At 74.4% G+C, this 12,701-nt stretch carries 12 protein-coding genes and 2 pseudogenes; 6 read left to right on the top strand and 8 right to left on the bottom strand.

All coding sequences use genetic code 11. The features are described from left to right. Positions 1-226: 226 nt before the first annotated feature. Positions 227-511 carry a DUF6332 family protein gene (locus ACFY3N_RS32905; RefSeq protein WP_390820550.1) on the top strand — a complete coding sequence of 95 codons (285 nt, stop codon included), beginning with the start codon at positions 227-229 and terminating at the stop codon, positions 509-511. Here the strand turns inward: ACFY3N_RS32905 and ACFY3N_RS32910 are convergent. The 3 genes and pseudogenes from ACFY3N_RS32910 to ACFY3N_RS32920 all read right to left on the bottom strand — a co-directional run. Further along, positions 472-669, bottom strand: a pseudogene (locus ACFY3N_RS32910) (response regulator transcription factor); the annotation flags it as partial. The gene ACFY3N_RS32905 and the pseudogene ACFY3N_RS32910 sit on opposite strands and share 40 nt — an antisense overlap. Positions 670-734: 65 nt before the next feature. Continuing rightward, a pseudogene (locus tag ACFY3N_RS32915) lies at positions 735-1,079 on the bottom strand (sensor histidine kinase); the annotation flags it as partial. A gap of 74 nt (positions 1,080-1,153) precedes the next feature. Beyond that, the gene (locus ACFY3N_RS32920) at positions 1,154-1,906 is read right to left on the bottom strand and encodes a TetR/AcrR family transcriptional regulator (protein WP_390820473.1); all 753 of its coding nucleotides are present in this window, start codon (positions 1,904-1,906) and stop codon (positions 1,154-1,156) included. A gap of 196 nt (positions 1,907-2,102) precedes the next feature. Here ACFY3N_RS32920 and ACFY3N_RS32925 point away from each other — a divergent pair, with 196 nt between their 5' ends. Then, positions 2,103-2,558, top strand: coding sequence for a nitroreductase family deazaflavin-dependent oxidoreductase (locus ACFY3N_RS32925; RefSeq protein WP_390820474.1), 456 nt, complete (start codon positions 2,103-2,105; stop codon positions 2,556-2,558). On the opposite strand, the gene ACFY3N_RS32930 is transcribed toward ACFY3N_RS32925, so the two are convergent. Further along, entirely contained in the window at positions 2,548-3,780 is a 1,233-nt protein-coding gene (locus ACFY3N_RS32930; protein WP_390820475.1) for a geranylgeranyl reductase family protein, read from the bottom strand. The two genes, ACFY3N_RS32925 and ACFY3N_RS32930, sit on opposite strands and share 11 nt — an antisense overlap. 194 nt (positions 3,781-3,974) lie before the next feature. On the opposite strand from ACFY3N_RS32930, the gene ACFY3N_RS32935 reads away from it, so the two are divergent. Together ACFY3N_RS32935 and ACFY3N_RS32940 are read left to right on the top strand one after the other, a co-directional pair. Then, complete coding sequence (locus ACFY3N_RS32935) at positions 3,975-5,336, top strand: dipeptidase (RefSeq protein WP_390820476.1); 1,362 nt, start codon at positions 3,975-3,977, stop codon at positions 5,334-5,336. Between the two features lie 80 nt (positions 5,337-5,416). Continuing rightward, the gene (locus ACFY3N_RS32940; protein WP_390820477.1) at positions 5,417-6,181 is read left to right on the top strand and encodes an MBL fold metallo-hydrolase; all 765 of its coding nucleotides are present in this window, start codon (positions 5,417-5,419) and stop codon (positions 6,179-6,181) included. Positions 6,182-6,190: 9 nt separating this feature from the next. Here the strand turns inward: ACFY3N_RS32940 and ACFY3N_RS32945 are convergent, their stop codons facing one another. The 3 genes from ACFY3N_RS32945 to ACFY3N_RS32955 form a co-directional block, all read right to left on the bottom strand. Then, positions 6,191-7,231: an NUDIX domain-containing protein gene (locus ACFY3N_RS32945; RefSeq protein ID WP_390820478.1), complete on the bottom strand. Its 1,041-nt coding sequence runs from the start codon at positions 7,229-7,231 to the stop codon at positions 6,191-6,193. A gap of 146 nt (positions 7,232-7,377) precedes the next feature. Then, positions 7,378-7,569, bottom strand: coding sequence for a hypothetical protein (locus ACFY3N_RS32950; RefSeq protein ID WP_390820479.1), 192 nt, complete (start codon positions 7,567-7,569; stop codon positions 7,378-7,380). A 305-nt stretch (positions 7,570-7,874) separates the two neighbouring features. Then, positions 7,875-8,828: an ROK family protein gene (locus ACFY3N_RS32955; protein WP_390820480.1), complete on the bottom strand. Its 954-nt coding sequence runs from the start codon at positions 8,826-8,828 to the stop codon at positions 7,875-7,877. Between the two features lie 197 nt (positions 8,829-9,025). Between ACFY3N_RS32955 and ACFY3N_RS32960 the strand changes: the two genes are divergently transcribed. Together ACFY3N_RS32960 and ACFY3N_RS32965 are read left to right on the top strand one after the other, a co-directional pair. Then, a complete protein-coding gene (locus ACFY3N_RS32960; RefSeq protein WP_390820481.1) occupies positions 9,026-10,120 on the top strand; it encodes a LacI family DNA-binding transcriptional regulator in 1,095 nt (364 codons plus the stop codon). 9 nt (positions 10,121-10,129) lie between these two features. Further along, positions 10,130-10,945, top strand: a complete 816-nt coding sequence (locus ACFY3N_RS32965; protein ID WP_390820482.1) for a hypothetical protein — start codon at positions 10,130-10,132, stop codon at positions 10,943-10,945. 191 nt (positions 10,946-11,136) lie between these two features. Here ACFY3N_RS32965 and ACFY3N_RS32970 read toward each other — a convergent pair whose 3' ends face one another. Further along, positions 11,137-12,441, bottom strand: coding sequence for a DUF6986 family protein (locus ACFY3N_RS32970; protein WP_390820483.1), 1,305 nt, complete (start codon positions 12,439-12,441; stop codon positions 11,137-11,139). Positions 12,442-12,701: the final 260 nt, after the last annotated feature.

The following is a 12,701-nucleotide window of genomic DNA, read 5'->3' on the forward strand; positions in this document are numbered from 1 at the left end:
CTGCACCGGCCCGCTCGTCACGCTCACGGGACCGCACGGCAGCCGCCGGGCCGACGACGGCCGCTCCGCGGTCGTGGCCGAGCCCACCGTCCGGGCGACGGAGGCGGAGCGCGCCGGCGCCCGCGGCCAGGGGGCCGTCCCCGGTGCGCGCGCCCCGGCCGGGTTCCTTGCCCTCCGGGGCGCACGCCTGTTTCACTCCTCGGGTGACCGGATCCAGGGGGCGGACGTGACGGGGCGCGGGGGACGGCGGAGCCAGGCCGAGCGGGACGCGATCACCGTCGAGATCGGATACGCGCTGTGCAGCGCGGCGTTCGCGGCGGCGGTCGTCCTGGGGGCCGTGGCGGGGCCGGTACTGCTCTTCGAGCTGCCGGGCGCCTTCGAGACGGTGCTGCGCCACACCGGAGCGCTGCTCGCGGCCGTGCTGTTCGCCGTCCGCACGGTGGCCGTGCTGGTCCGGTTCCGGCGGGCGGCTCAGCCCAGCCAGCCGGGCCGCACCAGACCCGACTCGTAGGCCGGCACCACCAGCTGGGCCCGGTCGCGGGCGACCGGCTTCCCCATGGTGCGGCTGACGTGGGTCTTGGCGGTGAGCGGGCTGACGACCAGCCGGCGGGCGATCTCCTCGTTGGACAGGCCGATGCCGACCAGGGCCATGACCTCCCGCTCCCGCTGCCGCCCGCGTCGGCGCCGGTGGCGGGCCCGTCGTCGTCGACACGCAGCCGCAGCCGCCCCTCGCCCCGTTCGATCCGCAGCCGCTCCTCGTCCGCGCGCCGCCGCGCCGCCCGGGCCCGTTCGGCCCGCTCCCGCGCCCCCTGTTCACGGCGGGTCCGGGCCAGTTCCGACACCGCCACGAGCGCCACCACCCAGGCGGCGATCACGATCTCCTGGGTCCAGGAGGCGGCCCGGTCGCCGGAGGGCGGCAGCCATCGGAACAGGACGTGGGCGATCAGTACGTGCCCCGCCCAGAGAGTCGCCACCGCCGCCCATGCGGCATACCGGTACCCCGAGACGACCGCGCCGAAGCAGGCGACGGCGACGGTGAGGAACACCGGTCCGTACGGATATCCGGCCCCGGCGTAGAGGCGCCCGGTGCGACGTCGGCCCGATGCGGTGGTCACGCGTACTCCCGGCGAAGTACGCCCGTCCGCCCGGCCTCCTACGACGTCCCGGCGGCGGGCCCGCCCGGCCCGCCCGGCCCGCCCGCGGGTCCCTGCTGCGGGTACACCAGGCCCACGGTGTGCGCGAGTTGCCCCACCGCGTGGCGGAAGAACGTGTCGCGGTCCTCCACCACCCGGTTGAACTGCCCGAACAGCTCGAACCCGATCAGCCCGAACAGCTGGGCCCAGGCGGCGACCATCGTCGCCACCACCTCGGGCGGCAGGTCGGGGGCGAGGTCGGCGGCCATGCGCACGGCCTCGGGCCTCAGCTCGGCCGGCAGCGGGGGCTTGGCGAGGCCGAGGCCCTGGTGCGCGTCGCGGAGGATGCCGATGAGGACGTGAGCGGCGCGGGCGGCGGCCGGGATGGTCGTCTCGGGCGCGGAGTAGCCGGGCACGGGCGTTCCGTAGATCAGCGCGTACTCGTGCGGGTGCCCGAGCGCCCAGCCGCGCGCGCCCTCGCACACGGCGGTCCAGCGCCGCACCGGTCCGAGGCCGGCGGCCGCGTCCCGGGCCGCTTCGACCGCCGCGCCGAGGGAGTCGTAGGCGTCGATGATGAGCGCGGTCAGCAGGTCGTCACGGCTGGGGAAGTAGCGGTAGAGCGCGGAGGAGGCCATGCCCAGCTCACGGGCGACGGCCCGCAGCGAGAGCTTGGCCGCGCCCTCCTCGGCCAGCTGTCTGCGGGCCTCTTCCTTGATGGCCGCGGTGACTTCGATCCTGGCCCGGGCACGGGCGCCGTGTGCGGGGCTGCTCATGCGGACCAGTGTTCCACGAATCCAGAGCAGCGAACACAAACAAGAGCGGTGAACACAATCGAGATCGGCGCACGCAAATGAGAGCAGTGCTCTTGCTTTGCCGCCCGGACGTCACGCAGACTGAGGACACACCGCGAGAGCAGTGCTCACAAAACGGAGCAGCGCTCTCACTACTGCTCCGACCTGGGGGTCACCGATGTCGTCGTCAGCGCCGTACTACCGCAAGGGCAGCCCCCTGACCATCCGGCTGAACAGCGTCATCGGCTGGCTGGCCCGGCACGGCGTCAGCCTCGCCGGAACTGCGGAGATGTCCGTCCGCGGCCGCAAGAGCGGGCGGATGCAGCGCATCCCGGTCAACCCGCACACCCACGACGGCGGGCAGTACCTGGTGTCGGCACGCGGCCACTCCCAGTGGGTGCGCAACATGCGCGCCGCCGGTGGCGGGGAACTGCGGGTGGGGCGCAAGGTCCGCGCCTTCACCGCCGTGGAGCTTCCCGACGAGGAGAAGCTCCCCATCCTGCGGACCTACCTGGAGAAGTGGGGCTGGGAGGTGAACCAGTACTTCCAGGGGATCACCGCCCGGTCCTCCGACGAGGAGATCGCCGCGGCCGCCCACGACCACCCGGTCTTCCGGATCGTGGTCAGGAGCTGACCTCGTCGCCCGCGGGGCGCCGGTCCAGCGCCATCAGCGCGCGGTGGGCCAACGGGTGGGTGCGGACCAGCTCACCGAGCGTCGTCGAGCCCTGCGTGATGTCCTTGAACGCCTTCCAGGCCGGGCGGAAGCCGGTGAGGACCGCGTGGAACACCCCCGGACGCCGTTCGAACGCGGCCAGCATCCGCTTGCCGACGCCCATCTCCACACCGAGTCCCGCCTTGACGGCGAAGGCGTAGTTCAGCGCCTGCCGACGGGCGTCCACGGCGTCGTGCGCCTCGGCGATGCGCACCGCCCACTCCCCCGCGAGCCGGCCCGAGCGCAACGCGAAGGAGATGCCCTCGCGGGTCCACGGCTCCAGCAGCCCCGCCGCGTCCCCGCACACCAGCACCCGGCCGCGCGACAGCGGCGAGTCGTCGGCGCGGCAGCGGGTCAAGTGGCCGGAGGAGATGCTCGGTTCGAAGCCGGCGAGGCCGAGCCGCCCGATGAAGTCCTCCAAGTAGCGCTTGGTCGCGGCGCCTTCACCGCGCCGCGAGATCACACCGACGGTGAGCGTGTCCCCCTTGGGGAAGACCCAGCCGTAACTGCCGGGCATCGGGCCCCAGTCGATGAGCACCCGCCCCTTCCAGTCCTCGGCGACCGTCTCCGGCACCGGGATCTCCGCCTCCAGTCCGAGGTCGACCTGGTCCAGCTTGACGCCGACGTGGGCCCCTATGCGGCCGGCGCTGCCGTCCGCGCCCACCACGGCCCGTGCGAGCACGGTCCCGCCGCCCTGCAGGACGACGGCGACCGTGCGCCGGTCCGGTACGGCCGAGCCGTGCTGCTCCACCCGCTGCACGGCGACGCCGGTGCGCAGCTCGGCGCCCGCCTTCTGCGCGTGCTCCACGAGTTGCTGGTCGAACTCGGGCCGGTTGATCAGCCCGAACAGCATCTGCCGGGAGCGGCGGGTGCGGCTGAAGCGGCCGTTGTGGGAGAACGTCACCGCGTGCACCCGGTCCTTGAACGGAAGCTCGAAGCCGGGCGGGAGCGAGTCGCGGGAGGGGCCGATGATGCCGCCGCCGCACGTTTTGTAGCGCGGCAGCTCCGCCTTCTCCAGCAACAGCACGCGCCGTCCCGCGACCGCCGCCGCGTAGGCGGCCGAGGCCCCCGCGGGTCCCGCGCCCACCACGACGACGTCCCACACCTGCTGTACGTCGTCCGCCGAAGAGTTCTCGCTGCTCACGATGGTCTACTGCTCCCGATCCAGCCGCCTGCCGCTCCTGTCCTCCCGCATCCTACGGCGGCGGTCACCGAGGCTCGCTGTGGGAGGATCGGCGGCGTGATTGACCCGTACCCGGGTCCTCACGCACACCGCACGATCATCTCGTACAAAGAAGTACGCAGCAGTACAACGTCGCACCCACAAGGAGCGTGCCCATGTCGTCGAATCCGGTCGCCGTGACCGTCGCCTCGCTGATGCCCAGGGCGAAGGAGGAGCTCACCGAGCTGGTGGCCTTCAAGTCGGTGGCCGACTTCGACCAGTTCCCGCGTGAGGAGAGCGAGGGCGCCGCCCGCTGGATCGCCGACGCGCTCACCGCCGAGGGGCTCCAGGACGTGGCGCTGCTCGACACCCCGGACGGCACGCAGTCGGTGTACGGCTTCCTGCCGGGCCCGGAGGGCGCCAAGACCGTACTGCTGTACGCGCACTACGACGTGCAGCCGCCGCTGGACGAGTCCGGCTGGGCCACCCCGCCCTTCGAGCTGACCGAGCGCGACGGCCGCTGGTACGGGCGCGGCGCCGCCGACTGCAAGGGCGGCGTGATCATGCACCTGCTGGCGCTGCGGGCGCTGAAGGCCGACGGCGGTGTCCCCGTGCACGTCAAGGTGATCGTCGAGGGCTCGGAGGAACAGGGCACCGGCGGCCTGGAGCGGTACGCCGAGGACCACCCCGACCTGCTGACGGCCGACACCGTCGTGATCGGCGACGCGGGCAACTTCCGTGCCGGTCTGCCGACGGTCACCTCCACCCTGCGCGGCATGACGCTCGTCCGCGTGCGGATCGACACCCTGGAGGGCAATCTGCACTCCGGCCAGTTCGGCGGGGCCGCGCCCGACGCGCTGGCCGCCCTGGTGCGGGTACTGGACTCGCTGCGCGCCGAGGACGGCAGCACCACCGTCGACGGGCTGGCCGGCGACGGGACCTGGGACGGACTCCAGTACGAGGACGAGCGGTTCCGCAAGGACGCCAAGGTGCTGGACGGTGTGGAGCTGATCGGTTCCGGCACGGTCGCAGACCGCGTCTGGGCGCGCCCGGCGGTCACCGTGCTCGGCATCGACTGCCCGCCGGTGGTCGGCGCCACGCCGTCGGTGCAGTCGAGCGCCCGCGCGCTGATCAGCCTGCGGGTGCCGCCGGGCGTCGACGCGGCCGGGGCGACCGGGCTGCTCAGGGCGCACCTGGAGTCGCACACGCCGTGGGGCGCGCGGGTGAGCACCGAGCAGATCGGCCAGGGGCAGGCGTTCCGCGCGGACACCACCAGCCCGGCCTACCGGGCCATGGCCGACGCGATGGCGGTGGCGTACCCGGGCCAGGAGATGCAGTACGCGGGTCAGGGCGGTTCGATCCCGCTGTGCAACACCCTCGCCGCCCTCTACCCGAAGGCGGAGATCCTGCTCATCGGCCTGAGCGAGCCGGAGGCGCAGATCCACGCGGTGAACGAGAGCGTGTCCCCCGACGAGCTCGAGCGGCTGTCGGTCGCGGAGGCGCTGTTCCTGCGCAACTACGCGTCCGGCGCGAACTGACGCCGAAGAGGGGCGGTCCGCCGCTCTGCTGACGGCAGAGCCCCCGTCCGCGGGCGGGTGCTTCGCCCTACGGTCGTCCCATGGACGTCGTAGAGCTCCGGCCCCGCCTCCATCTCCTGCGCTTCCCCGTCGGTCAGGCGTACCTCTGGCGCGACGGCGGGGAAGGGCGCGAGGAGGGGCTGACGCTGGTCGACGCGGGGCCGGCGGGTTCCGGGGCGGCGATCGCCGAGGCCGTGACCGCGCTCGGCCGGCACCCGCGGGACGTACGCCGCGTCGTGCTCACCCACTTCCACGAGGATCACGCCGGCGGGGCGGCCGAGGTGGCGGCGCTCACCGGTGCCGAGGTGCTGGCCCACCGGCTGGACGCACCGCACGTACGCGGTGAGGTTCCGGGCCCGCCCCCGGTGCTCGAGGAGTGGGAGCGGCCCCTGCACGAGCGGGCGGCGCGGCTCCTGCCTCCGGGAGACTTCGAACGCCCGGCCAGGGTCGTGGAGTTGTCGGACGGCGACGTTCTCGACGTGGGCGGCGGGGCGCACGTCGTGCACGTGCCGGGGCACACGCTCGGCAGTGTCGCGCTGCATCTGCCCCGGTACGGCGTGCTGTTCACCGGCGACACGGTGGCCGCCTCGCCCGTGGACGGCACCGTGATGCCGGGTGTGTTCAACCTCGACGGGCGGCAGGTCCTCACCGCCTGTCACCGACTGGCCGCTCTCGACGCGGAGGTGGCCTGCTTCGGCCACGGCGAGCCGGTGACCGGGCGCGCGGCCCGGGCACTGCGTGCGGCAGCGGACCGGGCGGACAGAGGCGCGGCGGAAGCCGACGGAGCGGACCGGGTCCCGGACTGACCGGCGGCCTCAGCCGACCGGCACCCCGGCCTCCAGGTACATCGCCTTACCGCGTTCCCGGGCCCGCAGTGCCCGCCGCAGCCGCTCGTAGCGGACCGGGGGCAGCAGGTCGGCGGCCTCGGCCTCGGAGGCGAAGCGCCAGCCGCGCAGTTCCGGTCCGGGCAGCAGGAGGCGTCCGGCCTCCGCGGAGTCGAGACGGCCGCCGTCGAAGAGCAGCCGCAGGCCGCCGAATCCGGGCGGCGCGGGCGGCTCCCAGTCGACGACGAGGAGCGCCGGTACGTCGTCGAGGCGGATCCCGGTCTCCTCGGCGACCTCGCGCATGCCCGCACGCGCGGGGGCCTCACCGCGTTCCACGACCCCGCCCGGGAACTCCCAGCCCGGTTTGTAGGTCGGGTCGACGAGCAGGACCCGGTCCTGCTCGTCGAAGAGCAGCACACCGGCGGCGACCGTCTCGGCGGTGGGTTCGGGCGTCTGCACGATGTCGCAGGGCGGCACCTCCCCGCTCCCGACCGCCCCGGCTATCCGCAGGGCGGTCTCGTAGGGGCTGAGGGTTCCGCTGTCGACCGGGTAGGCGTCGGCGGTGAGCCAGGCGGCGAGGGCCGCCTTGTACGGCTCGATGTGGTCGTAGGACCATTGCCGGACGCGTATCTCGCCGTCGGGGAGGTCCGCCGGGACCTCGCGGCGGGCTATGCGTTCACGCAGGATCGTTTCCGCCGGGGCGAGGAGGACATGCCGGACCGGGATCCGGCGGGCGGCGAGCCCGCCGAAGATCTCGTCGCGGTACTCCTGGCGCAGCAAGGTCATGGGGACCACGAGGGTCCCGCCGAGCTCGGCGAGCATCGCGGCCGCCGTGTCGATCACGAGTCGTCGCCAGATCGGGAGTTCCTGGAAGTCGCCGACCTCGGCGAGGCGTTTGGGCGGAAGCAGCCGGTCCAGTGCTCCGCCGATGACCTCGGGGTCGAAGAGCGTGCTGTTCGGGATCAGCTCGATCAGTTCGCGCGCGGTGGTGGTCTTTCCCGCACCGAACGCGCCGTTGACCCAGACGATCACGTTTCCCCCTCTTCTGTTGGCCCCCTGTGGCTTGCCCGCTCCACCCTGCCACGGAAACCAGATTCGGTTGAGAACGCACGAGAAGGGCGCCGGTGCCCCTGTCGTGCAGGGGGCACCGGCGCCGTACGGTCGTGCCGCGGGGCCCGTCAGGCCCTGTCGCCCCGGTCGATGTCCAGGTCCAGGGTGTTGTTCTCGGCGACGGTCCGGTCGAGGGTGCTGAGGGCGTTGTCGACGTCGAGCGGGGCGACGCCGTCGGCGGCCGCGTGCGACGGGGTGACGGCCGCGACGACGAAGCCGGTGGCGAGGGAGGCGATGGCCAGCATGCTGCGCTTCTTCATACCCGCCTCAACGGCCGGAACGGGCCCGGGGTCACGCACGTGTTCCCGGGCCCGCCCGGGCGGCCGGCACGGCGCCGCGCACGGACGGGACGCACCACGGAGCCCCGGGCGCCGGCGGCCGGCCGGGAGCGGCCGGCGGCGGACAGCGGACCACCGGCGGCCGGACGTCACGACACCCGCGCCCGAGCCGGAAGGTTCCCGCGCCCCGCCCACGACTCCGGCGCCCGGACGCAGGCCCCGGACACGCGCACCCCGGCCGCGCACCGAGGACACGCGCGCCCGGCCCGGACACCCGGACCCGGCCCTCAGACTCCCGCCACCGCCGTGTCCGTCCTGCCTGCCAGCGCTGCCGCCGCCGCGCCCACCAGGCCCGCGTCCGTGCCCATCCGGGCCGGGGTCACGACGAGGCGCTGGACGAAGGACAGGGTGGCGTACTCGGTGAGGGCCCTGCGGAGGGGGGCGAAGAGGACCTCGCCCGCCTTGCCCACGCCCCCGCCGATCACGGCGATGTCGATCTCGACGAGTGTCGCGGTGGCCGCGATCCCGGCGGCCAGCGCCCTGGCCGCCCGTTCGAAGGACGCCACGGCCACCGGGTCGCCGGCCCGGGCGGCGGCGGCCACCGCGGCGGCGGAGGTGTCGCCGTCCGGGCCGGGACGCCAGCCGTCGTCCAGGGCGCGGCGGGCGATGTTGGGGCCGCTCGCGATGCGCTCCACGCAGCCGCGCGAACCGCACGGGCACGGGTCGCCGTCGAGATCCACGCTGATGTGACCGATGTGGCCCGCGTTGCCGGTGGGCCCGGGGTGCAGCCGGCCGCCGAGCACCAGGCCGCCGCCGACCCCGGTCGAGACGACCATGCACAGCGCGTTGTCGTGACCGCGGGCGGCGCCCTGCCAGTGTTCGGCGGCCGTGATCGCCACCCCGTCGCCGATCAGCTCCACCGGCAGCCCCCCGGCCGCGTCCCGGACCCGGGCGACGAGCGGGTAGCCGCGCCAGCCGGGCACGTTGACCGGGCTCACCGTGCCGGCGGAGGCGTCCACGGGGCCGGCGCTGCCGATGCCCACCGCGCCGGCGCGGTGCCACAGCGGGGACGCGGTGAGCTCACCGAGCACCGCCCCGACCGCCCGCATCACGGTCTCACCGCTCTCCTGCGCGGGCGTCGGCCGCTGGGCGCGGACCAGGATCCGGCCCCGGCGGTCCACGAGTGCGCCGGCGATCTTGGTGCCGCCGATGTCGAGCGCGGCCACGAGGTCGGTGTGCATCAGTGTCGGATCTCCCCGTTGAAACATCAGAAAACCGCCGAGAACGACCATGTGCGACCACGAGGCAACACATGGGGGCACGAGCAGCGGCCCGGCCGTGCGGCGAGGTGCGGGCCTAAGCGCGCGTGGGACAGTGTCCCCGAGCCTGACAACGTTGTCCAGGCTCTATGCTCGACGCCACATCCTCATACAACCCCATGGACCTACGCATCCCCGTGGCCGACAGGACAGGACACCGCACCGTGCCGGAGACGACCCGCCGCACCGACCGCATCCCCGGGACCCGTTACGGCAACCGTCCGACGATGAAGGACGTGGCCGCGCGCGCCGGGGTCGGACTCAAGACGGTCTCCCGGGTGGTCAACGGCGAGCCCGGCGTCACGCCGGAGACGGAGCGCCGCGTCCAGGAGGCGATCGAGGCGCTCGGCTTCCGCCGCAACGACAGCGCACGGGTGCTGCGCAAGGGCCGCACCGCCAGCATCGGTCTGGTCCTGGAGGATCTCGCGGACCCGTTCTACGGGCCGCTGAGCCGGGCGGTGGAGGAGGTGGCCCGTGCGCACGGCGCCCTGCTGATCAACGGCTCCAGCGCGGAGGACGCCGACCGTGAGCAGGAGCTGGTGCTGGCGCTGTGCGCCCGGCGGGTGGACGGGCTGGTGGTGATCCCGGCCGGCGACGACCACCGCTATCTGGAGCCGGAGATCAAGGCGGGCGTCGCCACCGTCTTCGTGGACCGCCCGGCCGGGCACATCGACGTGGACGTCGTCGTGTCGGACAACTTCGGCGGCGCCCACGACGGCGTGAGCCACCTGATCGCGCACGGTCACCGCAGGATCGGCTTCATCGGTGACATGCCCCGCATCCACACCGCGGCCGAGCGGCTGCGCGGCTACCGGACCGCCATGGAGGACGCGGGGATAACGGTGGCGGACTCCTGGATGTCGCTGGGAGTCACCGGCCCGGAGCGGGTGCGCCGGGCGGCCGAGGAGATGCTCTCCGGCCCGGATCCGGTCACCGCGATCTTCACCGGCAACAACCGGGTGACGGTCACCGTGATCCGGGTGCTGGCCGGACACACGCGCCGGGTCGCCCTGGTCGGTTTCGACGACATCGAGCTCGCCGATCTGCTCCAGCCCGGCGTCACGGTCGTCGCCCAGGACGCGGCGGCCCTCGGCCGGACCGCGGCCGAGCGGCTGTTCCGCCAGCTGGACGGCACCCTGCTCGCCCCGGAGCGGATCGAACTCCCCACCCGGCTGATCACCCGCGGCTCCGGCGAGCTGCCCCCGGCGGACTAGCGGCGGGCGGTGCCGGTGGAGGAGGACCGCACGCTGCGGGCGCTGGGGCTGGAGAAGGCGCCGCGCGAGCACCCGCTGCTGTACCCGGGGGCGTGGCCGCGGGATTCGGGGCTGCTGAACGGGGACCGGCTGCTGCCGCTGGACCGCCTGGTGTACGAGGACCGCGCGCCCGTGCTCGCGGTCGGTTCCAACGCCTGTCCCGGCCAGCTGCGGCACAAGATGGCCGAGTCCGGGCTCGTCACACCGGTGCCGATGGTGCGGGCGCGGGTGACCGGCGTCGGCATCGGCGTCTCGGCGCACGTCAGCCGTATGGGCTATGTGTCCCACTCGCCGGTCCGCGCCCCGGGGACGGTGCGGGAGCTGTTCGTCCTCTGGCTCGACGCCCAGCAGCTCGCGGCGATCGACGCGAGCGAGGGCGCACCGCGGCCGGACGGCAACTTCCGCCGCGCCTGGCTGCCCGCGTCCGAGGTGCGTCTCGAGCTCGCCGACGGCTCCACGCTCCCCGGCGCGTACGCGTACCTCAACCGCCACGGCGTGCTGCACGACGGCACCGGCGTCCCGCGCGCCCATCCGGGCCAGCGGGCGCTGCTCACCGATCTGCTCGTGAACGTGCCCGGGCTGCGGGAGCTGTTCGGCGCCTCCCCCGAGGAGTTCTGCGCGCGGGCCCGCGCCGACCTCCGGCTGTGCGCGCGGGGCACCCGGCTGTTCGCGCGGGAGAAGCTGGTGACGGCCTGCGGTTTGGAGCGGTACGCGGGGCCCCGGCGGTACGGAGGTCCGGGCACCGGCGCGTCGTCGGCGCCGCTTCCGGGGCGGGGGCACGGGTGACGGGCCGGGGCGGGGCGTCCCGGGTTCCCGGCGCAACGGGTCGCCCGGCCGGCGCTCGGACACTTCGCAGAGCGCGGCCGGCGTCGTGGAGCGCGCCGCCCCGGCGTCGGCCGTTCCCTCGCCCCTCCTCGGACCGGGGCCCGGGGGAGGTCCATCGGCACGCGCCGAGTGGGGCGGGCGGGTGCCCCGGGCTACCGCGTGGGGGCCGTGGGGCCACCCCGCCGGGGCGAGGCGAAGCCCTCCAGGCCGGCGCGGGACAGGGAGGTCAGGCGTGCCACCTCGGCGGCGTCCAGGGCGCCGCAGTCCAGGCCGCGCAGCAGGTGTCCGGCGAGGGCCCTGGCGGTGGCGGGCTCGTCCATGACGTCGCCGCCGGCCCGGTCGGCGTACCGGGCGAGACGGGTGGCGGCCTGCGCGAAGCCCTCGCGGTAGAAGGCGAAGACGGCCGCGTAACGGGTGGGGAGGTGGCCGGGGTGCATGTCCCAGCCCTGGTAGTAGGCGCGGGCGAGGGCGCGGCGGGTGAGGCCGTAGTGCAGCCGCCAGGCGTCGTGGACCTTCTCGGTCGGGCCGACGGGCAGGACGTTGGTGGAGCCGTCGGAGAGGCGCACTCCGGTGCCCGCGGCGGCGACCTGCATGACGGCCTTGGCGTGGTCGGCGGCCGGATGGTCGCTCGCCTGGTGCGCGGCGGAGACGCCGAGGCAGGCGCTGTAGTCGAAGGTGCCGTAGTGCAGGCCGGTGGCGCGGCCCCCGGCGGCCTGGATCATGCGGGCGACGGTGGCGGTGCCGTCGGCGGCGAGGATGGCCTGGCTGGTCTCGATCTGGATCTCGAAGCCGATCCGGCCGGGCTCGAGACCGCGCGCCTCCTCGAAGGCGCCGAGGAGGCGGGCCATGGCGGCGACCTGCTCGGGATACGTGACCTTGGGCAGGGTCAGGACCAGCCCGTCGGGCAGTCCTCCGGCCTCCGCCAGGCCGGTGAGGAAGATGTCGAGGGTGCGGATGCCCCGGTCGCGGACGGCGGCCTCCATGCACTTGACGCGGATGCCCGTGTACGGGGCCGCGGTGCCGTCGCGGTACGCCTCGGCGACGAGCCGGGCCGCGCGGGCCGCGGCCTCGTCCTCCTCGGCGTCGGGGCGGTTGCCGTAGCCGTCCTCGAAGTCGACGCGCAGGTCCTCCACCGGCTCGCGTTCCAGCTTGGCGCGGACGCGGCCGTGGACGTCCTCGGCCAGGTCGCCGTCGAGCCCGAGGACGGCGGCGAGGGAGGCGGCGTCGGGGGCGTGCTCGTCGAGCGCGGCGAGGGCCCGGTCGCCCCAGGTGCGGAGGGTGTCGGCGGCGAAGGCGTCACCGGGGACGTAGACGGTGTGGACGGGCTGGCGGGTGCCGGGGTCCCCGGGGTAGCGGCGCTCCAGTTCGGCGTCGACCGGCGCGAGGGAGGCGCCGATCTCCTGGGTGAGGGTACCCGCGAGACTGGTCGCCACCCGCTCCTGCTGCTCCTGGCCCATCCCGCACCCTCCCGAAATTCCGCCATACGGAATCAACAATCCGTTGAACGAAGTTATCGGGCCTCCTTCCCGCCGGTCAACACCGGCCCGTCATCCGGTCCGCTCCGCCGTCCCGTCACGGTCGCGTTCCTCCGGCACCGTTCGTCCGTGCCGACTCGCGGCGGTGTCGCGCGCCGTCCGGGACGGAAGAGCGCGCCCGCCGCTTCGGTGGCCCTTCCGGTGTCCGGTACAGCACTGTCCCCGAAGCCGGCCCCGGCGGA

Source organism: Streptomyces sp. NPDC000348, assembly GCF_042898795.1.
Lineage (GTDB): Bacteria > Actinomycetota > Actinomycetes > Streptomycetales > Streptomycetaceae > Streptomyces.

Coding starts and splice junctions, on each gene's coding strand:
- ACFY3N_RS32920 (WP_390820473.1), bottom strand. CDS start 1,906: ATGAGCAGCCCCGCACACGGCGCCCGTGCCCGGGCCAGGATCGAAGTC.
- ACFY3N_RS32935 (WP_390820476.1), top strand. CDS start 3,975: ATGTCGTCGAATCCGGTCGCCGTGACCGTCGCCTCGCTGATGCCCAGG.
- ACFY3N_RS32960 (WP_390820481.1), top strand. CDS start 9,026: ATGGACCTACGCATCCCCGTGGCCGACAGGACAGGACACCGCACCGTG.
- ACFY3N_RS32925 (WP_390820474.1), top strand. CDS start 2,103: ATGTCGTCGTCAGCGCCGTACTACCGCAAGGGCAGCCCCCTGACCATC.
- ACFY3N_RS32955 (WP_390820480.1), bottom strand. CDS start 8,828: ATGCACACCGACCTCGTGGCCGCGCTCGACATCGGCGGCACCAAGATC.
- ACFY3N_RS32970 (WP_390820483.1), bottom strand. CDS start 12,441: ATGGGCCAGGAGCAGCAGGAGCGGGTGGCGACCAGTCTCGCGGGTACC.
- ACFY3N_RS32940 (WP_390820477.1), top strand. CDS start 5,417: ATGGACGTCGTAGAGCTCCGGCCCCGCCTCCATCTCCTGCGCTTCCCC.
- ACFY3N_RS32950 (WP_390820479.1), bottom strand. CDS start 7,569: ATGAAGAAGCGCAGCATGCTGGCCATCGCCTCCCTCGCCACCGGCTTC.